The following is a 25,929-nucleotide window of genomic DNA, read 5'->3' on the forward strand; positions in this document are numbered from 1 at the left end:
AGTCAAAAGTCAAAAGGCTTATCAAACAGGCTCTTTGACAATTTCAAATGGTATGCCTATTTACGCCGTGCTGTACTAGGAGCTAGGGGCTAGAGGGTAGAGGCTAGGGAGATGAGGAAGTGTTTTCAGGTTTTTACCAAAAGATAAGGTTTAAAGCCGAGTAGAATTGTGGGTGGTTTTTCTCCCTTGCCCCCTTGCCCCCTTGCCCCCTACTTTTTCACCTAGTCCCTATTCCCTAACTTTATTTCAAGGCGACTTTAATACTGGCCACGGAGACTTTGTTATTTGTTGCTTCAACGTTAACTTGCTCAGATGCGGCTGTCCCTTTTAACCAAAATCCTACAGCCGGGGTTACACCTAGCACTAAGCCCAATAACACAGGAATGGAAAATCCAGCGGCTATGCTCATAACTGTGGCGAAACCAAAGTTGCTTAAATAAACGATTAAGGGTAAATTAAGCTGCGATCGCTCGAATTTAATCGGGTTATTTTTCCATAGCAAGGCTGCTACAGTCATAAATACTATTCCTGTACCTAACCAACCTGCAAAGTTTTGGTAAGGCATTCCGAAGAAAGCTCCTGGTTGTTGCCAATACCAGAACGGCAAAGAGGTTTGACTCATGGCAGGGTCAAGAACAAAATCCCAACAAGTGAGCAATAAAGAACCCAACACAATCGCCCCTGTATGACGCCACCAGCTAGGTTTGGTATCCACTGATAAACCAGCACGCGCCAGCAGGTAAGCCGCGCATCCTACATAAAACCATGACAAGGGAATGGTAAACGGCACTAAACCACCAATTTTATAACCCAACCCACTCAGGTAGCTGTAATGACCAAAGGGAAAGCCTGTGCTTGTTCCTAATAATTCACTGGTTAAGGAAATCAATATTGCAGGCAGCATAAATGCCAAAATTCGACCCAAACCCAAAGTCCGCAAACCATACAAAAATACAGTTGCTGCGCCCAAGATGATATAAACTACACCGCCGCCTGCCATACTCCACTGCATGGCGGTCTGCCCAACATCGGATAAATGTAAAATTACTTCGGCATTAGGTATAACTAGTAGTATGCCTACCAATCCAAACACCATTGACACGATATGACCAATCAGGCATACGCGTTCAGCTATAACAAGTTGTTTCATGATAAGTCCTTAACAAGATGTGACACGTGGCTACTCGGCTGCTAATAGTTTACAAATGTTTACGAAAATATTTAACTAATTTTTACTGTAATTATCTGTGAAAGTGTTTAAGTTTGCTGGGCAAGAGTATCAAAGCCTATTGATAGAATCTAGAAAAAATAGGATGATAAACTTATAGTCTAAGCCATTGCAGTCAAAATCTATCTAACTGAATATAGTGTTGTGCTAGTTAGCATGAGAGCTTGCATCTACAATTTACCAGCCTCTTGCTATACAGAGATATATTTTAGGGGAGATAAGATTTAAAGTAAAACCAAAATTTTGGTGACACTGCTTGTTCAATGACAGCTTGATTTATTCAGGGCGACACTAACCCATGTCAATTGTAAAAAGACTTCCCTGGATTTCCTTGGTACTAGTACTGCTGAGTTACAGTACATTGGGTTGGGTATTATCGGAAACACAAGCACCCTTGTTTGTATGGATAGCGTTCATGCTGACTATTTTACTGTTAGTTGGCAGCTTGACTATTCCTTGGACAACAATGGCTAAATACTCTAGTGTATTATTGCAATCCAACCTCAGATCTTTTGCTGCTACTATTTTTTGCGCCTTTTTATTTTTTCTAATGCTTGCTTGGTTCCGAATATTTCTGGATACTTTGCTAATTATTTCTGCGGTTGTCTTGGCGAAAATCGACTTTCAATCCGCTGGTTTTAAACAAGGGCAGGCTTTTTTAATTACGTCTATATTTTCATTAGCAGGTTTAGCCCTGGGAAAAATTCTGCATGTGGGATTTTCACAGCAGCTATGGTAATTATCTTTTTAATTCAGTTATGAGGGTGGGCAATACCCACCCAAATTATCTACACAGCTACTGCTTCAACTGTTGCGGCAACTGGGTAAACACTAATTTTTTTGCGGGTTTTACCTTTTCTTTCAAAGGTGACTACACCGTCAACTAAGGCAAACAAAGTGTCATCGTTGCCAATTCCAACATTGTTACCAGGGTGAAATTTAGTTCCGCGCTGACGTACGAGAATGTTTCCTGCACGTACAGTTTGACCGCCGTAACGTTTCACACCCAAGCGCTGGGCATTAGAATCACGACCGTTACGCGTACTACCTGTTCCTTTCTTATGAGCCATAATTTCCTCTTGTGTTGCTTTTTTTTATGATTCAGCAGTATCTTCTACAGGGGAATTGTCGGTGACTGGAGGTTCAGCAGTTACGCCTTCTTCAGCAGCGAACACCTGACCATTTAGGGTGATGGAATTAATCATAAGTCTAGTGATTTCCTGGCGATGCCCCCGTTTTTTGCGGGTTTTCTTTTTCGGCTTCATTTTATACACCAGGACTTTGCGACCTCTAAGATTACGTAACACAGTCCCTTCTACAGTCGCCCCTGCCACTAACGGCTGACCAATGGTGACTTCGCCGTCGTGTTGTACTAGTAATACAGATTCTATTGTAACTTTTTCGTCCGCTTCCACATGAAGCAGTTCCACATCGTAAAAGCGGCCTGGCTCAACTTTAAATTGCTTACCGCCAGTTTCAATAATTGCGTAGGTCATGAATGAAATTGTCCTTGAAGTTGCCGTACAGGTAGCTGGCTTTCTCTTGTAGAGATGCGATTGATCTAACTTTGATGAATCGCTGTTGCTAGCTTTTGTGATATGTCTACCTGATCCGAGCAGGAATTAGACAGACAATCTATAATCATATGTTATTAAATGGATTTCGGTCAATCCCAATATGACTTGATATTTTGGCTCAAACTGAGTTTGCGTGATTTAGCGGAATTGCGGTAACTAGCGATGTAGTTACTAGAGACACAGAACAGCACTAACACATCTGGGTAACAATATGCGTTGCTCAGATTTTTTCTTGATGACATACAGCAACTACAAATAGTGAGAGCATAGGTAAGAAAAAATACCATATATGCTCTCTTTGCCAATTAAATCGTTCTACCTATTAGCACTGGCTCCAATCTGCTGCAACTCTCTGTATGCTTCAATCCGGCTCTGATGACTGTGGGATACAGGCGTAAATTTATCACGTGTGCGTTGAGTTGGTACTGAGATTTTAGTTACCATCGCAAATGGTGCCACACCGGGATAATCGTCCATACGCACTACTACTTGTGCATTCGTTCCCAAATCAGAAATAGAATACCTGCTTCCCCTGGTGGTAACACATTCTTCATCGGTTTGACCTACTTTGATATTACGTTCGTAGGTGTCCGGTTCAGTATCGACAATCGCGCCTTTTTTATCCAGCAGTACGAGATCCCACTCTGTGGCCAAGTTGCCATCGTTGCGGACTTTGACACATACCTTGAGTTCATCATCACTCCAGCGATCATAGATGCGATTAGCTGTAACACTGGCCACTTTTAGACTATGAATGGCTTGATTACCCAAAGCCTTTTCACCCAATTGACTCACCGCCCAATAAGCGTAATCTGCTTGGCGCTTACAAGGCCCAGTCATGCCAATTCCACCCCATAGTTTGGGATTGGTGAGATAACCAAAGGAGTCCCGACTGATTTTTTCCCAGAGAGAGCGAGCTTCGCAAATCTTGTAGAGATCCTTGCGAAATTCCGCTTCGCACTGTTCTTTAGTTTTACCTGTTTGTGTCAACGTGGCATAACAAATATCATGCTGTTTACATGCAGGATCAAAGGTTGCGTAATAAGGAAATAAGAAAAACTTCGTTGCAGCGGTTCCGGCTGCACTACCACTTGGCCCACAGTGGCCGCTTGCAGCTTGAGCCGATGGCAGTTGAATCGCGTTCTGATTGATTGACAAGTTAGAAATATAGCTAAACGTAATCACACTGAGAGCAAACGTAGCGATTTTAGTAAGTTTTGAACGAAACATTTGATTTCTCTAGAACGGTAGAAGTAAGTAAACACTAGTTGTCCCCACCTTGCTAAAGCCTTGCTAAAGCCTTGCTTTATCTAACCTTTTCGTCTACAAGGATGAGATTAGAGGGTGGAGTTTTTCTGGTGTAATTAAGTAATCAAGCGCACATTATACGATTCCGCATACTGGTGCTACTAATACCGATTCTTTACAATTACAATACCTGCGCCAAGAAAAGCCCCACAGACTAGAAGTCTGGGGCTACACAAACAAAGCCCACCTCCGTGGGCTGAAATTTTTACAGGCGGAGGAAACAGCCTTTGTTTTTATAGTCCTACTCTTCTATTAGCTAATTTCTTCCCTGCACTGCAAAGTCATTCATGAATGCGGTAAGCGATCGCAGCGTAAAATGGATCTCCTCCTGGTGCGCCCAACCACTGCAAGAAGTTCGGTACTGTTGATTGATGAACGATGATTTCTGGATCTGTAAATCCGGGTACTGAGGTGAAGTAGCGCTTGACTAATTCTACCCGCGTGGCTTCTGAAGCATCTCGCCAAACCTGAATCGCCTTTTGGTAAAACATACGGTTGGAAAAGCTGATAATTGCTACACCACCAGGTTTGAGGATGCGGTGAATTTCGGAAAAAACAGCTTCCGGATATTGTATATACTGCACGGAAACACAATTGAGAACCGCATCAAAACTTTGATCTGGCAGGGGTAATTGCGGATTATCATTGATATTTTGGACAAAGTAATGATTTAGCCGGGGATTCCGTCCTAGTTCTTCGGCATTGAGTCCATGTCCTTCCACATGGGCAAATTCCATCTCTTCTGGTAGATGAGATACCCAACTGCTCATCAGGTCAAGTATCCGCGTGTTAACTTGGAGGCGATCGCCATATAAATTTGTTAGCTGTTGAATAAATCCTTCATCTACATGGGTGACAAAGCGGGGATAATCGTAAAACAACTTGTCATCCGTATCATCTAATTTTTGGCGTTGATCAGGTTTTAATAGCATAAATATCTAAATTTGGGAGATTTCACCCTAAAATGGCGTAATTGTCAGTATTAATTCATTAATTATTTTGTAACATATTTTAATATTATCTATTCGATGTTATATAAATTACGTTTATTACAACCTATTTGGCAGCAAATCCGTTTAGCAGCGGTATTTCCTTATATTAGTTTGTTACTTTGGATACTCCCCTTATTGCTATTCAGTTCTGGGGAAAATAGCCTCATGGCACATGATGAAGGACTTTACGCCAGGCGATCGCGTGTGATGTTTGAATCTGGCGATTGGATAGCGCCTTGGGGAACTGTCCATCATAAAACCCCAGGCCCTTATTGGATCATTGCTATTTCCTATCAGTTGTTTGGTATTAGTGAAACTAGTGTGCGACTACCGAGTATGATGCTTGGTATTTTGAGCGTATTTCTGATATATGCAATTGGCGAAATCATCCTGAATAAAAGACTAGCTTGGCTAGCTGGGGCGATTTTAAGTGTGCAATTTCTCTGGTTGCAATATTGTCGTTTAGGCACTCCTGATGTGCCGATGATATTTCTAGTACTGTTGGCGATTTGGTGTTTATTAAAAGCAGAATTACATCCTCAATATGACTATTTTTGGAGTGTTATTGCTGGTTTAAGTTTGGGTCTGGGCTTCTTAGTCAGAAGCTTTATGATTTTTTTACCAATTATCGCTTTATTGCCTTATTTAATTGGAGAACAGCGCCGTCATCGTCATCTTACCAATCCTATTTTATATTTAGGTTTTATAGCAGGGTTGATTCCTACCTTTAGTTGGTTATGGTTTAGCTGGCTACGTTACGGCAATGATAGTTATCAGGAATTACTCAGATTTGTTTTCCAATTAGGGTCTAATGAACGTGCGGGGAATGGATTGATATTTTATTTATGGAATGTGCCACTCAAAGCATTTCCTTGGTTCTTTTTTGGTCTTTTAGGCTTAGTTTTATTATTGCGTCGTCCTATTAATCGCTATCAATTAATATTAGTTGGCTTTCCAGTCGTACTGTTTGCCGAACTCAGTGTTTTTTCTACTCGTTTATCTCACTATAGTCTTGGTCTTTATCCCTTTATAGCTTTGTTGGCGGCTGTGGGTTTAGAGTGGTTGGGGCGGGGAATGAGGGATACCAAAAAATTACCCCATGACTATATCAAGAAAATTTCGCGTAATCTCAGTTATGCCTTTGGGGGATTGGGTATTTTACTGGTGGTGGCGGGTACAGTTGTGGTGATGTGGGTAAATGATGTTGATATCCGCAAATACGCACTTATCGGCTTGATGATGGGTTGGGGTTGGTTAATTTTGCCGATGGTATGGATTGGTCGTTACCAATGGAATCAAAAGTTTCTCACTACTGATTATTGGCTAGCTGGTTGGTTAATTCCTTGTTGGCTAGCTTTAGCTATGGCAGGTAGTTTGGGCTTATTTAGCGATTATAATCCTGAGGTGAAAAATTTTCTCCAACAGCCTGCGATCGCCTCAATTCTCCAAACTCATCCGATTTACTTTGTGCAAGTGGAAGGTAAAACTGGTGTACTACTCAATTTTTACACTCCTATTCATGGTGAACCAGTAGAATCTATTTCCCAATTGCCAGCTTCTAGCTATGCTTGGACTTCTGCTGTTCAGGCGACGCAATCAACTACACCCCACAACGTTCTCGGTACTGTGCAACAGCATCAATTAATCCAAGTTGCTGAATGATACCAGCAAGGAATTAGGGAAATAAGGGAGAATGATAGAAGTGATTTTTCCCCATGTCTCCAGTGCCTAATTCCTATTCCCCAACTACAGTGTTAAGTTGCTTGCCGATAATTCTGGAGACATCCCCACCGTGGGAAAATCAAATAATGCTAGAAGTAGAGTTTAGAGAGGAACACCCTATAATATGCATCTGAGTGAAATCACCCATCCTAACCAGTTGCATGGTTTGTCGATCCGGCAACTGCAACAAATTGCCCGTCAGATTAGAGACAAGCACCTACAAACCGTAGCAGCAAGTGGAGGACATCTGGGGCCTGGTTTGGGTGTTGTCGAGTTAACACTAGGGCTTTACCAAACGCTGGATTTGGATCGGGATAAAGTCATTTGGGATGTAGGACACCAAGCTTATCCCCACAAATTACTTACAGGACGCTACAGTAACTTTCATACTCTCAGGCAAAAAGACGGAGTAGCAGGTTATCTCAAGCGGTGCGAAAACAAGTTCGATCACTTTGGTGCCGGACATGCTTCTACCAGTATTTCCGCAGCACTGGGCATGGCTTTGGCGCGAGATTTAAAAGGGGAAAAATTTAAATCAGTCGCTGTCATTGGTGATGGTGCTTTAACTGGGGGTATGGCTTTAGAAGCTATCAACCATGCAGGACACATGCCCAAAACAAACCTGCTGGTTGTTCTCAACGACAACGAAATGTCCATATCTCCCAACGTGGGGGCGATTCCCCGTTATCTCAACAAAATGCGCCTGAGTCCACCGGTGCAGTTTATCAAGGAAAATCTTGAGGAACAGCTCAAACAAATTCCTTTTGTTGGTGAGTCCCTGTCCCCCGAACTCGGACGCATCAAAGAAGGCATGAAGCGTTTAGCTGTGCCTAAAGTCGGTGCAGTTTTTGAAGAATTAGGCTTTACCTATATCGGGCCAGTAGACGGGCATAACTTAGAAGAATTAATCACCACTTTCCAACAGGCACACGAAATCATTGGGCCAGTATTGGTACATGTGATTACAGTCAAGGGTAAAGGTTATGAAATCGCCGAAAAAGATCAAGTAGGCTATCATGCCCAAAGTCCCTTCAACCTGACAACAGGCAAAGCTGTTCCCTCCAGCAAACCCAAACCCCCGGCTTATGCCAAAGTCTTTTCTCACACCCTAGTCAAACTGGCGGAACAAAACCCCAAAATTATTGGGATTACGGCAGCAATGGCTACAGGAACAGGTTTAGATAAGCTGCAAGCCAAATTACCTAATCAATATATTGATGTCGGTATTGCCGAACAACATGCTGTCACCCTAGCTGCGGGACTGGCATCCGAAGGGATGCGCCCTGTGGCTGCTATCTATTCCACTTTCCTGCAACGGGGTTACGACCAAATCATTCATGATGTCTGTATCCAAAATCTGCCGGTGTTCTTCTGTCTAGACAGAGCAGGCATCGTTGGTGCTGATGGCCCCACCCACCAAGGTATGTATGATATTGCCTATCTACGTTGCATACCTAATATGGTGATGATGGCACCCAAAGACGAAGCCGAACTGCAACGCATGATAGTGACTGGCATTAACCATACTAGTGGGCCCATATCTATGCGTTTCCCTCGTGGCAACGGTTACGGTGTGCCTTTGATGGAAGAAGGCTGGGAACCTTTAGAAATCGGGAAAGCCGAAATTCTGCGCCACGGAGATGATGTGTTAATTCTGGGTTACGGCACAATGGTTTATCCGAGTATGCAAGCGGCGGAAATTCTCAGTGAACACGGCATTCAAGCAACTGTGATTAATGCCCGGTTCGTCAAGCCTTTGGATACTGAATTGATTTTGCCTCTAGCGAAACAAATCGGCCGTGTCGTCACTTTAGAAGAAGGCTGTGTTATGGGCGGTTTCGGTTCTGCGGTGGCAGAAGCCTTACTAGATGCTGATGTCGTGGTTCCAGTGAAGCGTATTGGTGTGCCAGATGTATTGGTAGACCATGCTACACCAGATGAATCTAAGTCAGAACTAGGTTTAACTAGCCGTCAAATAGCAGAAAGAGTTATGGCAGCTTTCTTTCAGCAAAAATTATCGGCTGTTGTTTAGTTAATAGTTAATGAAAAAGGAGTGGGTTCTTTTCCCACTCTTCTATATCCAATAGGATTTTTAGAGCCAAGCAGTTGGGTTTATGGGTAATTAATGAGGGCTGCAACTAATTGTTGTCATACCATTAGTGGAAACTGAAACATATACTCTATATTCGGCTGGACATATTTGTATAGAGTTACCTTGTCTAATTTCAATATCTTGTGCAAGCTGGCAACTTTGGAACTGCCCTTGATTATCAAAAGATATATATCTTTGAGCTTGGCAAAAAAAAATTAGATGTCCCTGAACTGGAACTAGATAACTGTACTGTCATGTCTTGACCAAGCACGCAACTTGCTAGTGAGTTATTGGCATAATTACTAATTGTTCCGGGTTCACAAACAATTGATGCTTGAGCAGGCAGAGAAGCAACAAAATTAATTGTTAAAAGTCCCCAAGTATAACTTAAAAATGCCAAAGTTTGAGAGCAAATTCTCATAAAAAAATACAACTTTAGTTAGTGTATTTATTCTAGGAGTTTTGATATTTTAAATCTCAGGTGTAATTTACTGAAAAATAATATCTCTAACTTTAAAATGACTTAACATTTAACGTTGGTAAAATTAATATTATTAATTTGAACGCGCTGCTAGGAATTAGCCAGTCCCCAGTCTTTAGTCGCTCACCCCCAATAAAACACTGTCAATGCGATTGAAGTTTTCAGAAGGTATTAATATTTGAGTCAGTGCAACTAACTATAGTGCCTGAAAAACAGCTAAAAAACCAGAGGCAATCGCAACCTGAAGGCAGAGTATGACTGACTTTTTAATGACTACCCTAATATCCACACCTATTAAAGAACCGGTACCGGTTTTTCTGATGATTTTGGGGATTATGCTCATCGCCCCTCTGTTATTTGAGAAAATTCGCCTACCTGGAATTGTGGGATTAATTTTGGCTGGGGTCGTAGTCGGGCCAAATGGACTAGGACTGTTGGCACGAGATAACACAATCATCCTGTTGGGAACAGTGGGTTTGTTATTTCTCATGTTCATGGCTGGACTGGAAACAAGCCTAGATGACCTGAAATATAACGCTGATAAGGCAGTTCTTTTTGGACTGGCTACTTTTCTCGTACCGATGATCTTGGGTACGGGAGCCATGATGGCCATTGGTTACGGTTTGTTGCCAGCTGTTCTGGTGGCATCCTGTTTTGCCTCCCATACCCTATTAGCGCTACCTGTAGCTAGCAAACTGGGAATTATGCGTTCTCAGGTGATGACTACTACTTTGGGAGGGACATTAATTACCAATGTTTTGGCGTTGTTGGTCTTAGCAGTGGTGGTAAGGGCGCATCAAGGTAATTTAACCTTACAGTTTTGGCTAACCTTGATTCCTTCACTGATTGTCTACACCTTCCTCACACTTTGGGGACTACCGCGTTTGGGACGCTGGTTTTTTCAGCGCTTTGGACACGACGAAGGGGCAGAGTTTACCTTTGTTTTAGCTACTTTATTTGTAGTTTCCTATGGGGCAGAATTAATCCAAATTGAGCCGATTATTGGTGCTTTCTTAGCGGGTGTTGCCATTACCCAACTGATACCGCACCTTAGCCCCTTGATGAATCGGATTCAGTTCATTGGGAATACGCTATTTGTGCCATTTTTCCTGATTTCTGTAGGCATGTTGGTGAATCCATTAATTCTGATTCAAGAACCACAAGCCCTAGTAGTATCAGGTGTCATGGTGGCTGCTGCTATTGTTGCCAAATTCCTTCCGGCTTGGGGTGTAGGTAAGTTATTCGGATTCAACTTTGACAATATTATGGTGCTGTTTGGATTATCGGTAGCGCAAGCAGCCTCGACTCTGGCGGCGATTACAGTTGCTTTTAATATTGAGTTGGTTGACCAATTAACAGTCAACGGCACCATCGCCATGATTTTAGTTACCTGCATTGCTTCTCCTTGGATTACAAATCAGTGGGGACGAAACCTCAAGCCCGGAGAAACCAGTGTTACCACTCCGCAGACAGCAAATATAGGCGATCGCGTGTTAGTTCCAGTTGCTAACCCCAGTACTGAAGACAACTTGCTTCAGTTGGCGATTTTATTAGCAAAATCATCTACGGGTACTTTATTACCGCTGCATATCCTACTAGAAAAAAGCGCCCCCATTTCCCTAGAAGATAAAACAAGACAAAACCAATTACTATCAACCGCCGAAATGATTGCTCATGCTGCGGTTGTCGATGTTACCCCCATTGGGCGAATTGACGAATCGATTGATAAAGGTATTGCCCGCGTAGCAGAAGAAAAACAAGCCAGTGTCATTATCTGCGGTTGGAAAGGTTACTCTACATATCAAGAAAACTTATTTGGTGGTGTCATTGACAAAATTGTCCAACGTAGCTCAGTACCCGTTTTAGTCAGTCGATTCCCGCTACCAATTGAGCATACAAATCGAGTATTTTTGGCATTCACTACCCAGCAAACTTACGCTAGTTCTTTTGGGCAGAGTATCCAATTAGCTAAAAGTTTGGCGACGGAACTCAAAGCATCTCTACAACTATTACAAGTAGTCCCAGTCAGAGGAGCCAAGGTTGATTTAACTAATGCTGGTATTCCCGCAGATACACCAATTCAACAGGTACGAGGTAATTTTGTCCGCCAAGTTTCTCGGTTACTCACAACCAACGACTTATTAGTATTAAATGGCACAGTAGAACAGAAAACACAACTATTTTCACTGCTCGGTCATGCACCAGAAGCGATCGCTCGTAGTCACCCTGAGGTAGCAATGATTATTGCTTATTTTCCGCAATAAAACAGCCCCTCAGACTGGAAGTCTGGGGCTACACAAACTAAGCCTGCCTACGCAGGCTAGAATCATATGATTAAACTGGCACTGCTTGACGCACTTCTACAGGTTCGCCTGTCAAGCTAAAAGCACGGACTTCGGTAATTTTTACCTGTACCAACTGCCCTCTTAATTCATTGATATCGCCAGTAAAGAAGGTTAAACGATTACCGCGTGTCCGTCCCATTACTTGGGTGGGATCTTTAGAGTTTTGCTCTTCTACCAACACTTCTTCAACGCGTCCCATGTAACGCTGCGATCGCTCAGAGGCTTTGACGTTGACTAAATGGTTTAATCTTTGTAGGCGATCGCTTTTCACTTCTTCGCTGAGTTGATTTTCCCAGATAGCGGCTGGTGTTCCGGGACGTGGCGAATATGCGGCTGTGTTCAACAAATCAAAGCCAATATCTTCTACTAGTTGCAAAGTCTTTTCAAATTGTGCTTCTGTTTCTCCCGGAAAGCCGACAATGGCATCACCACTAATTGACGCATCAGGCATATAGCGGCGAACAGTATCAATAATCCGGCGATATTTTTCATGGGTATAACCCCGCGACATCGCTTTTAAGATTTCGTTATCTCCAGATTGAAAAGGAATGTGGAAGTGTTCGCACACTTTGGGTAACTCGGCACAAGCTTGAATTAATCTCTCAGTGAAATAGCGGGGGTGACTAGTAGCAAATCTTAGCCGTTCAATTCCCGGCACATCATGGACATAATAAAGCAAATCCGTGAGTGTGTGCAAATGCCGACCTTCTGGTGTTGCACCAGGCAAATCTCTGCCGTAAGCATCAATATTTTGACCGAGTAGGGTCACTTCTTTGTAACCTTGTCGTCCTAATTCTTCCATTTCTGCGCGAATCGCTGACGGCGTACGAGATTGTTCCACACCCCGCACATTAGGCACTACGCAATAAGTGCAGCGTTCATTACAGCCGTAAATCACATTCACCCATGAGGTAACTTTGCTATCCCGTCGCGGCTGGGTGATATCCTCCATAATGTGAACCGCCTCAGTAGCCACAACTTGCTGACCCTCTAACACGGTTTCTAGTAAATCCTTGAGACGATTAGCGTGTTGTGGCCCCATCACCAAGTCTATTTCTGGCACTCGCCGCAACAGAGTTTCACCTTCTTGTTGAGCAACGCAACCAGCGACAATCAATGTTAAATCCGGCTGTTCATGCTTACGCTTGGCTTGTCTACCAAGGTAAGAATATACTTTCTGTTCAGCATTATCACGAATAGTGCAGGTATTGTAGAGAATTAAATCTGCTTGATTAGGGTCTTCTATAAACTCAAAGTCCATGTCTTCTAAAATACCAGCCATGCGCTCAGAGTCGGCTTTATTCATTTGGCAACCGAAGGTAATAATGTGGTAGCGGCGTTTAGAAGTGGTCATGGGAAATTATGTTTAATTAAGTGTTTGTAATTTAGGGAGAGAGGCTAGGGGTTAGGGGTTAGAGGCTAGAGTAATGTACCTCATTTAGATGAAAAGTACTGATGATGCTATATTCTCATTCTATAAAAGTATAGAAAAAGCAACCTGAGTGCAGAGGCGATCGCCCAATCCCCAATACCTAGCTAGCTAGTTTGTTCTACTTCTGTTGTTAACTTCTGTCCTATTTTGGGTTCAGTTCCCGCCAGCAGCCGCTCAATATTACTACGGTGACGCAAAATTACATACAATCCGCCAGCGATACCAAATAAAATGTAGGGCAAGGGTTGATGTAGAATCGCCATCAAAAAAGCAACAGCGATCGCACCTGCAATAGAACTCAAAGATACTATCCTCGATATAGCTACAATAACGGCAAATATACCTGCTGTGGCTAAACCTACTTGCCAATTCATCGCTAATAAAATTCCTAAACTGGTAGCAACTGATTTTCCCCCAGTAAAGCCGAGAAAAATGGATTTACTATGTCCCAGGATGGCAGCTATGCCAGCTAAAGTAATCATCCAAGGTTGCCATAGGTTAACATCTACCGTTGCCGGGATAAAATTTTGTATAGAGGCAAAGCTAAACAACCAGTAAACAAGAGCGATCGCTAATACGCCCTTTAAACAATCCACAACTAAAACCATTGCTCCTGGCCCTTTACCCAAAGTTCTTAACACATTGGTTGCACCAGTGGAACCTGAGCCAACTTCTCGAATATCAATACCTTTTAACTGCTTCACAGTGATGTAGCCGGTAGGAAAGGAACCCAAGAGATAAGCTACAACCAAAGTCACACTGCATAAAGTGAGCCAAATAGCCATAAAAAGTTAAAAACTGTAATATTTAATCTTGTTCATTAGTCATTGGGAAAATAACCTCCCCATTACCCCTTTTTTTCCCACTCCCTACTCCCCCACTCCCCACTTTACTTAAAAGTCATCATTATAATTTCTCATAACTTTGGGGTCAGGAGCAAAGGCTAACCACAAAGGAAATTGCAGCATTGCCAAACTGATTTGCTCTTCCGAATCATCAATGATAATTAAGGGCATTTGATTAGCTTTCACCAATCTATCTGCTTTCTGTGCCAAAGCTTCCGCTGTTTCAAACAATACCACGCCTCTTTCGGGGCCGAAATCTGGGCGACCTATACCTAAGCAGTCTTGTAAACCGCGCCGCCATTCACCCAATCGCTCTGGTGTATTAGCTAATACTAAAGTGCGGAGGCGAACTGACAAGTCAGCGCTGGCGCTATCGCCATATAACCTGTGTAGGATAGAAATCGCGGCTGAAGCAATCAAAATATTCTGCAAGCGGCTACCCATTGTCCGCAAAGCACCTCGTCCCCCTTGGCTGAAAAACCAATTAGAGACACGTTCAGCATGGACAGGTTCAAAGGTGCGGCGCAGTTGCCAGGGTGGGCCATAGTAATCTGGTTTGCTGCGATATTGGTCAATTAAGCGGCGAATTTTTTTGGTAGTATCTTGAAACTGCTGTTGGGCAAATTGCGGTGTTCCTGGCTGGAGTTCAGCCGGTCGTTCCTGTTTGACAATCACTGGCGTTTCTTGTTCTACGACAGATGGCATCAATTGCAATTGTTCTGCTGCTGCTGCTAAATCTTGTAAACTCCCGGTGAGATAATCTTTAAAACCCTGGACACGAATTGCCAAATCTTGAGATGCTCCCGCAAACGTGGTTCGCATTTCGTTACGGATGCGTTCTTGACGGCGTTCTAGCTGTTCTACAGAAATTTGCAGGGCTTGTTTGCGTTGTTCTAACTGCACCAGCGACTCTTGCACCAGTCGTCCCATTGAACTTTGAGTTTCACTCAATTGTGCCTGAAGAGTTTTAGATAAAGCTTGCAGGTTAGCTATTTCTTTCCTCAGCGCGGCTTCGGTGCGTTGTAAATCTGCTACTCGCTGCTCTGCTTGAGTATACAGTGAATTATCTGGTAGTTCTAAGTTTGTTTCTGACTCTGGTACAGGAGTTTCTGAGGCTAACTGCACTGAAAATTCCACAGTTGACTCTTCTGTGGACTCAGTTGCAGAATCTGGTACTTCTGTAGGAGAAGTCAGTAACTCATTATCTGGTTGTGTGTCCACAGATAAAGTTTCCGCTGCTGTTTCCAGAACTGACTCTACAGATGAGTTGTCTGAATTGTCAACCTTAGGGTTTTCTGCTTGTATTTGCTCCAACCACTCATCAATTGGTTCTGGGGTTTGAGATGCCTCTGGGTTCATAAACAATAATGCAATTCCTATGATGCAAATAAATAGCTTTTTGAAATACAGTCTAAATTTCCAACTACCCAGTACTTATATACGTGGACAACGTTGTTCTAGACAAGATTTTAAGGTGTTGGGGTCAAACAAAATCGGTAAAAAGTGAATACTGTTAATTTCTTTAAAATAAAACAGGACAGGAACTCTATTCCAGAAGATACGCCAATTTTGCCATTCCTGGTAAGGAAAACGCCGCAGTAATTTTTCGCCTCTGTAAATATCTAAGTCTGTAGCGGTAAAGTGCAAACGTATCGTTACAGTTTGAAACAAAAGAAACAAGCCCAACAAAGCAATTACCGCTCCCACCCAAGGTTGCACCACCAGTAGGGGAATGGCAGCAATCACTAAAAATATGGGGATATTGTAGCTAGGCTTAAGTTCCACCGTTGATGTAGATTGAGACGCAAATGAACTGGTCACAGTTGCAAATCCTGTTTTATTAATAGATGTCCCTCCTATTTTAGAAGCTAGGGGAGCAGGGGGATAAGGGGACAAGGGGATAAGGGGACAAGAATGAAAATACTTTCCTCATCCTCCTCATAACCCTTGTATTAAGGCACTGCCGGTTCCTTGAAACATTAGCCATGAAAGAAAGAAGTTGCTAACAAATATAATCAGCAAAGAAGTAACCACAGCGGTAGTAGTTGATTGTCCCACGCCTTTGGCTCCTCCTGTAGTCGTCAAGCCCCAACTGCAACCAATAACGGCGATTAATAAGCCAAAGCAACACGCCTTAATTAAGGCAGTACAAATATCCCAAATCCCCAGAAGATTCCGGGCTGAATCTAGAAATACTGTGTCGGCGATATCATATACATTGGTCGCAATAATCAATCCCCCTAAAATCCCTGTCACCAAAGACAGAAGGGTTAAAATGGGCAGCATTAAACAGCACGCAAGTACGCGGGGGATAACCAGGTAATCAATGGGATCTGTTTTTAAGATAAACAAAGCATCGATTTGTTCAGTCACCTTCATGGTGCCGATTTCGGCTGCAAAAGCAGAACCAACTCGTCCTGCCAAAACTACCGCGGTGAGTACAGGCGCTAATTCTCGTGTCAATGCTACCGCCAGCACTCCCCCGACAAGATTACTTGCACCAAAATTGATAAACTCCCGCGCCACTTGAATAGTAAATACTGCGCCGACAAATACAGCTGTCAACAAGGCAATAAATAGGGAATCTGGGCCAACTGCTGCCATTTGCTCTATGGTGTTGCGCCAATTAATTTTGCCTCTCAGTAGGTGAACTATTACTTGTCCACCCAAGAAAATTGCTGCCAGCAGTCGCTGACTCCATGCCCCTAAACTGGATTTGGATGTAGTCTCACTCAATGTTTTGTAGCTAACTAGGTAACTGCATTAAGGATAGCGGATGTCTGTTGGTAGGGGAATGGGGAGTCAGGGACTTCCTATTAAGAAATGGGGAGCAGGGAGCAGGGAGCAGGGGGGAAAAAGAAAAATTGCATCTAAGTAGATTGGATAATTTCTTTTTTGGAAGTCCCTAAAGTTTTTTCTTCATCTCTAGCCTCTAGCCGCTAGGAGAAACATTAACTTAAATTAAACCTCATCTCAGAAAGATAAGCGGCGATCAGACCTGTGATGTGGTATCGTTACGAAACTACATTGTCTAAAAGCTTTATTTGTCAATACTTTCGGAGGTTTTTAGCCGTTTTAATGCTCAAATAATTGAATCTGAAAAGTAGCTGTTTATTTTAATGAAAACTTAAGATTTTTGACATATCGTCTGTTGTGGAGCGATCGCACGTATTGTGGAAGATGACATATGACTTTTTAGTTATTGTTCACTTCCTTTACAGGAGCTTTCTATAAATGACTGTTTTCACTAACTTTCTTCGCTCCCTACTGCTAACCATGCTTTTTAGTTTTGCCGCGCCCATGCTCTTGGTCGGTGGTGTCGTCTTTGTTTTACCACTCATTGGTCATGTTCCGGCTTTACAAGCGGCATCTGAGTCCAGCGCTACTCGAATCATACATTTTCTCGCCATTTTTGGTAGCGGGACTCCCCTGCATGGACTGCTCATCATTAGTTCGACTTGTAGTTTTGTCGGAGCGCTGTTTGATAGTTATGCTTACTACCGTTGTCAAATTTTACGCATAGATTCTTAAGCGGTAAGAATAGGTTTGGCAAAATTTACGACGTGGCTAATAGCCTGCTAGGTGTATACTAGGCAGGAATAATTATTGCTGGATATCTATATTATTTTTATTTTAAATTTAGGCTGTTTTAATCAATTAAGTCTCAAATAAAGACATATTTGGCTTATACGTCGTAAATGCATAAGAATACTAATTTTAGCTGATGCTATATTGAGCTATTTGCTGTTTGGCAACGGATAATTTATTGCAATTTTCCTGGCTTTTAAACCTGAAAAGGCTATATCAGCATGGTATGACCATAGCAGATAAAGATCTACGCCAAACCTAAAAATTTAATTAAGATTTTAGATGGCACAACACCTGTTGATGTTTCTCAACAGAGCAAATTAGGTCGTTTGACTGCTGGCCATTTTATATTGAGTGTATTATAGAGGTTTTTGAACTGCTCATGGTTTGGCCTTTTAAATCCAAGTTTCGTAAACAAATTGCCCGGATTGAAATTACTGGTGCGATCGCAGGTTCTACTCGCAAACGCGTGTTAGAAGCCTTGAAAACCGTAGAAGAGAAAAAGTTTCCAGCTTTACTTCTACGCATTGATAGCCCTGGGGGTACAGTAGGAGATTCTCAAGAAATCTACAGCGCCCTGAAAAGGTTACGCAAGAAAATGAAAATTGTCGCCAGTTTTGGCAATATTTCGGCTTCTGGCGGTGTCTACATTGGTATGGGCGCTGAACACATCATAGCTAACCCTGGTACAATTACTGGGAGTATTGGTGTAATTTTGCGGGGTAATAACTTGGAACGCCTACTGGAAAAAGTCGGTGTTTCGTTTAAGGTAATTAAGTCTGGCCCTTACAAAGATATTTTGGCATTTGACCGGGAACTGACTCAAGCAGAACAAGGCATCTTGCAAGAATTGATTGATATCAGTTATCAACAGTTTGTCCACACAATAGCCGAGGCGCGTTCTTTGGAAGTCGAAACTGTGAAAAGTTTCGCGGATGGTCGGATATTTACCGGACAGCAAGCCCTAGAATTGGGTGTTGTAGACCGTCTGGGAACCGAAGAAGATGCGCGTTGTTGGACAGCAGAAATGGTTGGTCTTGATCCTGAGAAAACACCTTGCTATACCCTAGAAGAACGTAAACCTTTATTGAGTCGCGTTCTTCCTGGAAGTCGTCAGATTTCGTCTGGACTAGGAGCGGGAATTGATTGGCTGGAATTTGAAATGTCTACTAGTGGTCTACCACTGTGGTTATATCGACCATAAAGAACTAACAGTCATTGGTCAATAGTTTGTCATTAATGACCAATGACTCATGACTCGACTTATGACTAAATTAAGGAGGATTTTGGCGTGGAGTGGCAAATGAGGGCTATTCGTGGAGCAACAACTGTTTCGGAAAATACTATAGAAGCGATTCGAGAAGCGGTGACAGAACTACTAGATGAACTAGAACAACGAAATCAACTCCAACCAGAAGAGATGATTAGTGTAACTTTCTCTGTAACACGCGATTTGGATGTTGTTTTTCCCGCTGCGATCGCGCGATCGCGTTGTGGTTGGGATAATGTTGCTATGTTGGATGTACAGCAAATGCACGTCGAAGGTAGCTTACAGCGTTGCATCCGGTTTCTCATCCACGCTTACCTTCCAACCTCTACACCAATTAATCATATTTATTTGCGCCAAGCTGCTAGCTTACGTCCAGACTGGAGTTTACCTCAGTCGTTACAAGCATCACAGCAAGCAATTAAGTCAAAAGTTTAAAATACCTCTGTAAATTATATGTAAGAATCAGCACAAAATGAACTATTACAGTGGTGATACTGCTCAACCTACTGCCATTGGCGGCAGAATGTTTACTGAGCGGGGAACTGGCGTATGCGTAAAATTAGCAGATTTTTTGAGCATTATTGCCAAAATGGAGCAACCACTAGTAATTTTCACAAGTGAAGGGTATTTCACCAAAATCTACAAGTATGTCACAGCATACAAAGGTTTTGTGTTTTTTACAGAGTCTTTAGACCGCTTGGAATTTCGTAGCAATGTTGAAGTGATTCACGCTCAGAGTCTATGCACTGATATTTAAAGTTAACTAGAGTGCAACTACCTCCGGTAATCATAACTATTAATACTGATGCTTCTTGAGTTTAAATTGAAGATGTCAGCCACAAAAAGGCAAACTTCTCGGAAATGGAAGAGAGTTATACGCTTCTGTGGCTTCCCAAAGGATGGAAATATTCTCGTTCTTTTCCCCTTCTAGTCCCTTACAACTTCTGCAACAATTCCTGAGTCAATTGAGAGAATGCTTTAGAACCCGATGATTGGGGAGCATTTAACACAACTGGCATAAAACTATCAACAGCCTTAGCTACATTGAAATCAACTGGTATTTGTGCCTTACAAATTTTTTCTACACCAAAATCTTCCACAACCCGGTGCATTACTTGTTTGTAATATCGACCATTTAGCAAATTAGAACTAGCCATACTGAAAACAATTCCCAGCATTTTTATATCTATTTTGGCTTCCTGTTCATGACTGTCTTTTAATTGAGCAATGCGTCTTTCTAGCAGTTGAATACCCACTACAGATAAAGGTTCTGGTTTAGCAGGTAAAATGTAGAAATCACTGGCAGCTAAAGCACTACGAGTCAATAGATTATAACCAGGCGCACAATCTAGAAGAATAAAATCATACTCTTGACGCACAGGTTTCAAAATATTATTTATCAAGACTCTTTCAAAGCGATTCCAAACTGTTTCAAAGTCCTGTTCACCTAAAGCAGTGGCTTGTTGATGCAGCATTTCTGACACCACAAACTCATCATATAAGTCAATATCTCCCGGTAACAAATCTAGTCCAGGGAGATTACAAACCTGAGAGTGAATAATATCTTGAATCGTCAGCGTTGCTTCTGGTTCAGGATTAATAACTTGGTCTATTAAATATCTAAATGTTTTGCGTTGTTTACGCCGTTTGGCAAAGTCTAAAGGTGACATCAGACTAAGTGTGGCACTGATTTGGCTGTCTAAGTCCAGGACAAGCACCCGCTTACCATGATTTTTGGCCAAACAAGTAGCGATGTTGACGGTGAGGGTGGTTTTACCAACGCCGCCTTTCATATTTGCAGTAGCAATTACATATCCCATTGATTGATTCCTCTGATGACGCTTTCCCACTTAGGTAGCGTACACCCGTGTTGAACAATTGAAACTTCTGGTAAATTTAATCTTTTCCGGAACCTTAAAAGTTGTATCCGCAATATTGTCTCGATAGAGTATATAGCAACTAGACTGGAGTTGTGTAATTTTGGTAGTAACATTTGTCTCTCAATAAATTTGGGAAGAGGTTTATTTGATTTCTTATAAACTCCTATTTTAAGTAATGTTACGATACATGAGTTAATATTTATACATAAAAATAAGTAACTATTTTGGCTGAAATAATTGAGGCTGTGGCATAATAGAACACACATTAAGTATTTCTTACTTAACTCAATTTTCTGTTTAGAGGTAAAGAACTTGCCTTTTAATCCTGAGCTTTGCCGTAATGAAAGCGAAGTAGAAAGCAAACTTATAGTGCAATATTTACTACCAGAGCTAGGTTATACTCCTGATACCTGGCATCAAGAGGTGGCACTGGGTAGCATCCGTTTAGATTTCTTAGCATTTGCTGCACAAGTAATTCCCTTAGTTTTAGATGCGAACTCGCCGTTGAGTGTGGTGATGGAAGCAAAGCATCCTCAACAAAATTTAAATAATCATGTATCTCGGCTCAGGCATTATTTAACAAAGTTAAATATCAGATATGGGTTGCTGACTAATGGTAAGGAAATCAGAATTTATGAAAAGTTAGATTATGATGTTAACTTGGTATTTCAGTGTTTAGGTAAAGAAGTTGAGGATAAGATAGAAGAAATTCAAAATTTAATTGGCAGAAAAAATATTAAAGAAATTCAGTTAATACATGAAAATTTAGATATAGAAATAAAGAGGCAAATTTCAATGAAAATAATTGCAATCTACCACAATAAAGGTGGCGTTGGTAAAACTACTATCACAGTTAATCTTGCAGCAGCATTAAGAAAAAAAGGCAAGAAAGTTTTGTTAATTGATTTAGATAGTCAAGCTAATACTACTTTTGCTACGGGTTTAGTGAAATTTGAAGATGAAGAATTAGATGATTTAAAAGATGCAAATATTCTTCATGTGTTGCAATCAGATGATTCTTTTCCTATTACACAAATTAGTAGAAAATCACTATTTAGTAATCCGGAAATTGATGTAATACCTTCACATATTGATTTGATGAGGTATGAAAGAGAACTGGAACAAATGGATAATAAATGGACATTAGGTGAAAAATTAAAAGAGGTAGAGCAGCAATATGATATTGTGATTATTGATACTCCTCCAGCTATTGATTTGTTTTCTCAGATCGCTCTCCTCACCGCAGATTATTTACTTATTCCGTCGGATTTAAAACCTTTTGCTAATCAAGGACTTTTGAATGTAAATGAATTTACTCAGCGAATTAATAAACATAGAAAATATATAGGTAAGCAGAAAATTGAAGTACTTGGTGTTATTCCATGTAAAATTTCAACTAATGCTAGATTTATTCAATCTACTTTGCCAAAACGTATAGATTTGATTAGCAAGCGATATAATTTTCAGGTTATGGATACTGTTATTTATGAAAGAGAAGATTTAGCAAAATGTACCGAACAAGTACAAGTTGTAGGAAACATAGAAATACCAGATCCTCGTTCTGTAATTGATTTTAAACCAAATTCCACCTCTGCTCAAGAATTTGAATTATTAGCTCAAGAAGTTTTGCAAAAAATAGGAATGATTTAATGAAATTGTCAAATTCATTTATTGCTGTTAAAAAAATTAAATCTTCTGTACCTCGCTCAAATTTTTCAGAAAATGAATTAAGTCGTGTAGCAGAGTTGATTTTGAAAGTTGAAGGTGTTATCAACCCTTTAATTCTTCGCAGAAATAGTCCACAGTCATATGAAGTAGTTGATGGAAATTTTGAATATCATGCTGCTGTTAAAGCTAAAGAAATAGACTCTCAAAAAGGTGAGTATATCAGTGCCTTTATTATTGAACCAGAAAATGAGGAAGTTCTGGAGGAGCAAGTTAAATTGCTTAGATCGCAAAACAATACAAGCAATAAAGTTTTGAATATTGAAGAAAATAAAGATTCAATATCAATGGAATTACGGGTTAGTAATGCAGAATCTCGCATGACTAATATAGAATCACGGTTTGAAAACCGCATGATTGAATTACAAACGGAATTTAAATACGAAATAGGTAATCTTAATCAAAAACTCAAAGAACTAGGTAATAAAATTCCACAACCGATGGAACCGTTAGTAGCACTTAATACTTTAAAGTTACATGAACTAGTTGCTAGATTAAAACGTGTTAACGTCAAAACTCCAATAATTGAAAAAATTATCAAAGAACGAGAGGCTAATGGTAATTTTACATCTTTTAGTAATGTAGTTGAGCGTATTAAAGGCTTAGGTGATAAAACCATGCTCAAGATTATTGATAGTTTTTCTGAAGCTACTATTTGATTTTACACTATTTAAGTATTTAACCCTTGCCCAGCATGGGTTACGCTACGCTAACCCATCCTACGTTTAATTCAACGCACTTACTTAATTAAGATTATGGATGATCTGGAATCCAAAATTCTTGAAATATTAAAACAAGGAACTCCACTAAGAGCAGTTAAAATTGCTACTATGCTCGGAGTTGAAAAACGTGAAGTAAACCATTACTTATACAGTTCATTAAAGCATTTAGTTGTTCAAGACAGTGACTATAAATGGTCATTGAAGACCAATCAAATAAGTATTCCTCAGCCTACACCTACTCGACCCCGGACACATCAAGCTTCAGTATCTAAACCTGTAAACACGCCACCTCGAACACCTCAAACTCCAGTATCTAAGCCGACAACTCCAAAGACCCCGTATAGACTGACAAAAAATAATATTCACCAAGATCCCCCTCTTAATCCGCCAACAAAACTTAATCCAACTCCACGACCTGGAAGACAAAGTAATCCTTATGAAGTTGTGAGAAACGAACTCAATCGAGTCTCTTCAGAAGAAAAGATAAAAATTATAGAAAATGTTTTTAGACAAGATAAATTTGCAGAACTAGAAGATGAACAAATTAATGCTCTCCAATCAATTCTAGAACAGGCTAAACATGAAGTAAGGATAGCTAACACTGCTTATACACAAGGAAAGCTCAGTTTTTGGCAGAATAATCGTATAGCGATCGCAGTCGTATCTCTGGTACTAGGTATGGGTACAATGTTCGTGATGAATCAACTCAAAACCAACACAAATTACCAACCCCACCCCATTATTCCAACACAGAAGTAAGTATACTCACTTCTTAGGTATCTCTTCGCGCCTTTGCACCTTTGCGCGAGACATTACCCTTTTATTTGTCGCAGCACATTAAAAGCCTGACCCCTTAACCCAACTGGTAACAACGATAATCCCAAACCAGTCAAAGCCTTAGACATAGAAAAAGACTTACCTGCCAACACCAATTTTCTACCTTTTTGGTTGTCACCCTTTTCAATTAAACGCAAGCCTAATAATAACTTTGTCTCAGCCAATCGATGCTGGCGGACTTTCTCTAATTTTTCTGATTTAAACTGATAATTTTCTAAATACCGAATCTTATCAAACAAATAAGGCATGGCTCGATTAATGCCTTGCTGTTCTGCATGGTAGCGATATTCCATCAATAATTCAGGCAAATAATAACCCTTTTTTTCAGCCAAAGCTAATCGGATAAATAAATCATTATCTTCACAGTTTTGGATATTGGGTAACATAAAACCCAATTCTTGTAATGTTTTACGGCGAAATAGTGTAGCCCCAATTTGAAAGCTTTGGTTAATAAAAACCACTTCTAATAAATTATCTACTATACCTTCTGTTAAATTGGTTCGACCCCAGCGAAGGGAATTTTCTTGAGTTTCTTTCTGCTGCCGAATATTATTGATATCAATTATCCAATGATCTGTACCTACAAAATCGATACTAGAGTCTTGATCAAGTATAGCCGCAGTCCGGGCTAAAAAATCTGGCGTTAGTCTATCATCATCGTCAAATTTGATAAAATATTCACCCTGAGCTGCATCAAAGCCAGAGCGCATATTATTACTTTTACCAATATTTTGTGGATGACGAATATATTTAATCCGGTTGTCTGTATACTGTGACATCAAATCAGGTGTACTATCACTAGATCCGTCATCACAAACTATTAATTCAAAATCTTGATAAGATTGCTGAAGTATGCTTTCGATTGCGTATGGCAGGAGATTTTGTCGATTAAACGTGGGAATGCAAACACTAATTTTAGCCACAATTTTGACCGTTAAAAACTATAATCACGAAGTATCTAGCCAGAATGATGAAAGTATCCAGATGCTACATCTTTTTTAAATTGCTCTAGCCTTTCTTCTAATTCAACTGTTAATTGCTCAATCCGAGACTCGCTACTTAATATAGGTTTTGAGGTCTTGGCAATATCAGCTAGTTGGATTGCCATTTTTTTGGCATCGCCTTTCCCAAGAGCTTTGAGGAATCTTTGTGGAGCCTGCTGGACACATTTGATTGAGTAACGCAAAGATGAACGAACTCCCGGACCTGGTGGATATAGTTTGGTATCAGGCATGACATAGTGTGGTTGGTATTCTATATCAATTGATGAACACCAGTCCTGCCACTTGAAAGGAAACATTCTAGCACTGGTTAAAATAGGAATCCAAGGTACTCGCAGCGCATCAGCAACGATCGCACCGTGCATGGCTTCAGCTAGTAATATCTCTGTTTGGCTAATAGCAGACAAAACTTGCTCGATGGGCCAACGAGGGTCAATATATGCGATTCTTGCTTGCTCACATATCAGTTTCCAGGCGCTATCCCCACGGATGGCATGATCAATGTGAGGCATATAGGCGAATTGATTGACTTTGTTACTAGCCTGTTTATACAACCTCCTAATGAGTACAGCACTATCTGTAACTGCGGATTCAGATTTAATCCCCAATGCTTTGGCTGAGAGTTTCCCTCTAACACAGTAAATTTTCCAAGATTCATCTATTTTGGGTAATCCCTTACCATAACCAACGCCTGATCCGAAAACCGCCGTTTTCTGGGCTTTGGGAACGTATTCATTTAACAATGATCCAATACCAACAAAGGTAGTATTTTTATCTAGGTCAAATACCCCTGGTAGTAATTGTTCCCATATCCAGGGGTTAAGATTATCTCCAAAATTGCTAATTTCGTTAGGAAAGCGAAAATAATACAGCTTCATTAGTTG

The 25,929-nt window shown here is 41.0% G+C and carries 24 protein-coding genes; 11 read left to right on the forward strand and 13 right to left on the reverse strand.

The annotated features are described in order from the left end of the window. Window positions 1-241 precede the first annotated feature (241 nt). Complete coding sequence (gene cruF / locus ACM0OS_RS11485; RefSeq protein ID WP_414543313.1) at window positions 242-1,150, reverse strand: gamma-carotene 1'-hydroxylase CruF; 909 nt, start codon at window positions 1,148-1,150, stop codon at window positions 242-244. Between the two features lie 376 nt (window positions 1,151-1,526). Here cruF and ACM0OS_RS11490 point away from each other — a divergent pair, with 376 nt between their 5' ends. Beyond that, window positions 1,527-1,967, forward strand: coding sequence for a hypothetical protein (locus tag ACM0OS_RS11490; protein ID WP_414543314.1), 441 nt, complete (start codon window positions 1,527-1,529; stop codon window positions 1,965-1,967). A gap of 49 nt (window positions 1,968-2,016) precedes the next feature. On the opposite strand, the gene rpmA is transcribed toward ACM0OS_RS11490, so the two are convergent. From rpmA to ACM0OS_RS11510, 4 genes are all read right to left on the reverse strand, one after another. Then, window positions 2,017-2,298: a 50S ribosomal protein L27 gene (rpmA, locus tag ACM0OS_RS11495; RefSeq protein WP_414543315.1), complete on the reverse strand. Its 282-nt coding sequence runs from the start codon at window positions 2,296-2,298 to the stop codon at window positions 2,017-2,019. 24 nt (window positions 2,299-2,322) lie between these two features. After that, on the reverse strand, window positions 2,323-2,724 hold the full coding sequence (gene rplU, locus ACM0OS_RS11500) for a 50S ribosomal protein L21 (protein WP_414543316.1): 402 nt from the start codon (window positions 2,722-2,724) through the stop codon (window positions 2,323-2,325). Window positions 2,725-3,120: 396 nt separating this feature from the next. Continuing rightward, window positions 3,121-4,035 (reverse strand): hypothetical protein, encoded by a 915-nt coding sequence (locus ACM0OS_RS11505; protein ID WP_414543317.1) that lies wholly within the window; start codon window positions 4,033-4,035, stop codon window positions 3,121-3,123. A gap of 359 nt (window positions 4,036-4,394) precedes the next feature. Beyond that, the gene (locus ACM0OS_RS11510) at window positions 4,395-5,045 is read right to left on the reverse strand and encodes a class I SAM-dependent methyltransferase (RefSeq protein WP_414543318.1); all 651 of its coding nucleotides are present in this window, start codon (window positions 5,043-5,045) and stop codon (window positions 4,395-4,397) included. Window positions 5,046-5,141: 96 nt separating this feature from the next. Here ACM0OS_RS11510 and ACM0OS_RS11515 point away from each other — a divergent pair, with 96 nt between their 5' ends. The 3 genes from ACM0OS_RS11515 (at window position 5,142) to ACM0OS_RS11525 (ending at window position 11,664) form a co-directional block, all read left to right on the forward strand. Further along, the gene (locus ACM0OS_RS11515) at window positions 5,142-6,767 is read left to right on the forward strand and encodes an ArnT family glycosyltransferase (RefSeq protein ID WP_414543319.1); all 1,626 of its coding nucleotides are present in this window, start codon (window positions 5,142-5,144) and stop codon (window positions 6,765-6,767) included. Between the two features lie 184 nt (window positions 6,768-6,951). Next, on the forward strand, window positions 6,952-8,859 hold the full coding sequence (gene dxs, locus ACM0OS_RS11520) for a 1-deoxy-D-xylulose-5-phosphate synthase (protein WP_414543320.1): 1,908 nt from the start codon (window positions 6,952-6,954) through the stop codon (window positions 8,857-8,859). 795 nt (window positions 8,860-9,654) lie between these two features. Further along, window positions 9,655-11,664, forward strand: coding sequence for a cation:proton antiporter (locus ACM0OS_RS11525; protein ID WP_414543321.1), 2,010 nt, complete (start codon window positions 9,655-9,657; stop codon window positions 11,662-11,664). Between the two features lie 70 nt (window positions 11,665-11,734). Here ACM0OS_RS11525 and miaB read toward each other — a convergent pair whose 3' ends face one another. From miaB to ACM0OS_RS11550, 5 genes are all read right to left on the reverse strand, one after another. Further along, complete coding sequence (gene miaB / locus ACM0OS_RS11530) at window positions 11,735-13,099, reverse strand: tRNA (N6-isopentenyl adenosine(37)-C2)-methylthiotransferase MiaB (RefSeq protein ID WP_414543322.1); 1,365 nt, start codon at window positions 13,097-13,099, stop codon at window positions 11,735-11,737. Window positions 13,100-13,281: 182 nt separating this feature from the next. Further along, window positions 13,282-13,962, reverse strand: a complete 681-nt coding sequence (gene plsY, locus ACM0OS_RS11535) for a glycerol-3-phosphate 1-O-acyltransferase PlsY (protein ID WP_414543323.1) — start codon at window positions 13,960-13,962, stop codon at window positions 13,282-13,284. 108 nt (window positions 13,963-14,070) lie between these two features. Beyond that, window positions 14,071-15,381: a DUF3086 domain-containing protein gene (locus ACM0OS_RS11540; RefSeq protein WP_414543324.1), complete on the reverse strand. Its 1,311-nt coding sequence runs from the start codon at window positions 15,379-15,381 to the stop codon at window positions 14,071-14,073. 75 nt (window positions 15,382-15,456) lie between these two features. Then, window positions 15,457-15,843 carry a DUF3119 family protein gene (locus tag ACM0OS_RS11545; protein ID WP_414543325.1) on the reverse strand — a complete coding sequence of 129 codons (387 nt, stop codon included), beginning with the start codon at window positions 15,841-15,843 and terminating at the stop codon, window positions 15,457-15,459. A gap of 117 nt (window positions 15,844-15,960) precedes the next feature. Beyond that, entirely contained in the window at window positions 15,961-16,758 is a 798-nt protein-coding gene (locus tag ACM0OS_RS11550) for an MlaE family lipid ABC transporter permease subunit (RefSeq protein ID WP_414543326.1), read from the reverse strand. Between the two features lie 498 nt (window positions 16,759-17,256). On the opposite strand from ACM0OS_RS11550, the gene ACM0OS_RS11555 reads away from it, so the two are divergent. The 4 genes from ACM0OS_RS11555 to ACM0OS_RS11570 all read left to right on the forward strand — a co-directional run bounded on the left by ACM0OS_RS11555 (window position 17,257) and on the right by ACM0OS_RS11570 (window position 19,637). After that, window positions 17,257-17,553, forward strand: coding sequence for a hypothetical protein (locus ACM0OS_RS11555; RefSeq protein ID WP_414543327.1), 297 nt, complete (start codon window positions 17,257-17,259; stop codon window positions 17,551-17,553). Window positions 17,554-17,992: 439 nt separating this feature from the next. Continuing rightward, window positions 17,993-18,814 (forward strand): signal peptide peptidase SppA, encoded by an 822-nt coding sequence (gene sppA, locus ACM0OS_RS11560; protein ID WP_414543328.1) that lies wholly within the window; start codon window positions 17,993-17,995, stop codon window positions 18,812-18,814. 87 nt (window positions 18,815-18,901) lie between these two features. Next, entirely contained in the window at window positions 18,902-19,315 is a 414-nt protein-coding gene (aroH, locus tag ACM0OS_RS11565) for a chorismate mutase (RefSeq protein ID WP_414543329.1), read from the forward strand. Window positions 19,316-19,352: 37 nt separating this feature from the next. After that, complete coding sequence (locus ACM0OS_RS11570) at window positions 19,353-19,637, forward strand: hypothetical protein (RefSeq protein ID WP_414543330.1); 285 nt, start codon at window positions 19,353-19,355, stop codon at window positions 19,635-19,637. A 178-nt stretch (window positions 19,638-19,815) separates the two neighbouring features. On the opposite strand, the gene ACM0OS_RS11575 is transcribed toward ACM0OS_RS11570, so the two are convergent. Beyond that, on the reverse strand, window positions 19,816-20,700 hold the full coding sequence (locus tag ACM0OS_RS11575; RefSeq protein ID WP_414543331.1) for a ParA family protein: 885 nt from the start codon (window positions 20,698-20,700) through the stop codon (window positions 19,816-19,818). Between the two features lie 372 nt (window positions 20,701-21,072). Between ACM0OS_RS11575 and ACM0OS_RS11580 the strand changes: the two genes are divergently transcribed. From ACM0OS_RS11580 to ACM0OS_RS11590, 3 genes are all read left to right on the forward strand, one after another. Next, window positions 21,073-22,410 (forward strand): AAA family ATPase, encoded by a 1,338-nt coding sequence (locus ACM0OS_RS11580; RefSeq protein ID WP_414543332.1) that lies wholly within the window; start codon window positions 21,073-21,075, stop codon window positions 22,408-22,410. Further along, window positions 22,410-23,144 carry a hypothetical protein gene (locus ACM0OS_RS11585; protein ID WP_414543333.1) on the forward strand — a complete coding sequence of 245 codons (735 nt, stop codon included), beginning with the start codon at window positions 22,410-22,412 and terminating at the stop codon, window positions 23,142-23,144. The genes ACM0OS_RS11580 and ACM0OS_RS11585 overlap by 1 nt, the downstream gene beginning before the upstream one ends. Before the next feature lie 96 nt (window positions 23,145-23,240). Next, complete coding sequence (locus tag ACM0OS_RS11590) at window positions 23,241-23,966, forward strand: hypothetical protein (protein WP_414543334.1); 726 nt, start codon at window positions 23,241-23,243, stop codon at window positions 23,964-23,966. Between the two features lie 53 nt (window positions 23,967-24,019). Here the strand turns inward: ACM0OS_RS11590 and ACM0OS_RS11595 are convergent, their stop codons facing one another. Then, window positions 24,020-24,967 carry a glycosyltransferase family 2 protein gene (locus tag ACM0OS_RS11595; RefSeq protein WP_414543335.1) on the reverse strand — a complete coding sequence of 316 codons (948 nt, stop codon included), beginning with the start codon at window positions 24,965-24,967 and terminating at the stop codon, window positions 24,020-24,022. A 35-nt stretch (window positions 24,968-25,002) separates the two neighbouring features. After that, on the reverse strand, window positions 25,003-25,923 hold the full coding sequence (locus tag ACM0OS_RS11600) for a polysaccharide pyruvyl transferase family protein (RefSeq protein WP_414543336.1): 921 nt from the start codon (window positions 25,921-25,923) through the stop codon (window positions 25,003-25,005). Between the last annotated feature and the right edge of the window lie 6 nt (window positions 25,924-25,929).

This window comes from Nostoc sp. CCY0012, from assembly GCF_963920855.1.
Taxonomy (GTDB): Bacteria; Cyanobacteriota; Cyanobacteriia; order Cyanobacteriales; family Nostocaceae; genus Cyanocohniella.

What these genes read in the sequence shown, in the direction of transcription:
- miaB (WP_414543322.1), bottom strand. Translation starts at nt 13,099, where the DNA reads ATGACCACTTCTAAACGCCGCTACCACATTATTACCTTCGGTTGCCAA.
- ACM0OS_RS11570 (WP_414543330.1), top strand. Translation starts at nt 19,353, where the DNA reads ATGAACTATTACAGTGGTGATACTGCTCAACCTACTGCCATTGGCGGC.
- ACM0OS_RS11555 (WP_414543327.1), top strand. Translation starts at nt 17,257, where the DNA reads ATGACTGTTTTCACTAACTTTCTTCGCTCCCTACTGCTAACCATGCTT.
- ACM0OS_RS11505 (WP_414543317.1), bottom strand. Translation starts at nt 4,035, where the DNA reads ATGTTTCGTTCAAAACTTACTAAAATCGCTACGTTTGCTCTCAGTGTG.
- ACM0OS_RS11525 (WP_414543321.1), top strand. Translation starts at nt 9,655, where the DNA reads ATGACTGACTTTTTAATGACTACCCTAATATCCACACCTATTAAAGAA.
- rpmA (WP_414543315.1), bottom strand. Translation starts at nt 2,298, where the DNA reads ATGGCTCATAAGAAAGGAACAGGTAGTACGCGTAACGGTCGTGATTCT.
- ACM0OS_RS11575 (WP_414543331.1), bottom strand. Translation starts at nt 20,700, where the DNA reads ATGGGATATGTAATTGCTACTGCAAATATGAAAGGCGGCGTTGGTAAA.
- rplU (WP_414543316.1), bottom strand. Translation starts at nt 2,724, where the DNA reads ATGACCTACGCAATTATTGAAACTGGCGGTAAGCAATTTAAAGTTGAG.
- plsY (WP_414543323.1), bottom strand. Translation starts at nt 13,962, where the DNA reads ATGGCTATTTGGCTCACTTTATGCAGTGTGACTTTGGTTGTAGCTTAT.
- dxs (WP_414543320.1), top strand. Translation starts at nt 6,952, where the DNA reads ATGCATCTGAGTGAAATCACCCATCCTAACCAGTTGCATGGTTTGTCG.
- ACM0OS_RS11490 (WP_414543314.1), top strand. Translation starts at nt 1,527, where the DNA reads ATGTCAATTGTAAAAAGACTTCCCTGGATTTCCTTGGTACTAGTACTG.
- cruF (WP_414543313.1), bottom strand. Translation starts at nt 1,150, where the DNA reads ATGAAACAACTTGTTATAGCTGAACGCGTATGCCTGATTGGTCATATC.
- ACM0OS_RS11590 (WP_414543334.1), top strand. Translation starts at nt 23,241, where the DNA reads ATGGATGATCTGGAATCCAAAATTCTTGAAATATTAAAACAAGGAACT.
- ACM0OS_RS11540 (WP_414543324.1), bottom strand. Translation starts at nt 15,381, where the DNA reads ATGAACCCAGAGGCATCTCAAACCCCAGAACCAATTGATGAGTGGTTG.
- sppA (WP_414543328.1), top strand. Translation starts at nt 17,993, where the DNA reads ATGGTTTGGCCTTTTAAATCCAAGTTTCGTAAACAAATTGCCCGGATT.
- ACM0OS_RS11515 (WP_414543319.1), top strand. Translation starts at nt 5,142, where the DNA reads ATGTTATATAAATTACGTTTATTACAACCTATTTGGCAGCAAATCCGT.
- ACM0OS_RS11510 (WP_414543318.1), bottom strand. Translation starts at nt 5,045, where the DNA reads ATGCTATTAAAACCTGATCAACGCCAAAAATTAGATGATACGGATGAC.
- ACM0OS_RS11600 (WP_414543336.1), bottom strand. Translation starts at nt 25,923, where the DNA reads ATGAAGCTGTATTATTTTCGCTTTCCTAACGAAATTAGCAATTTTGGA.
- ACM0OS_RS11585 (WP_414543333.1), top strand. Translation starts at nt 22,410, where the DNA reads ATGAAATTGTCAAATTCATTTATTGCTGTTAAAAAAATTAAATCTTCT.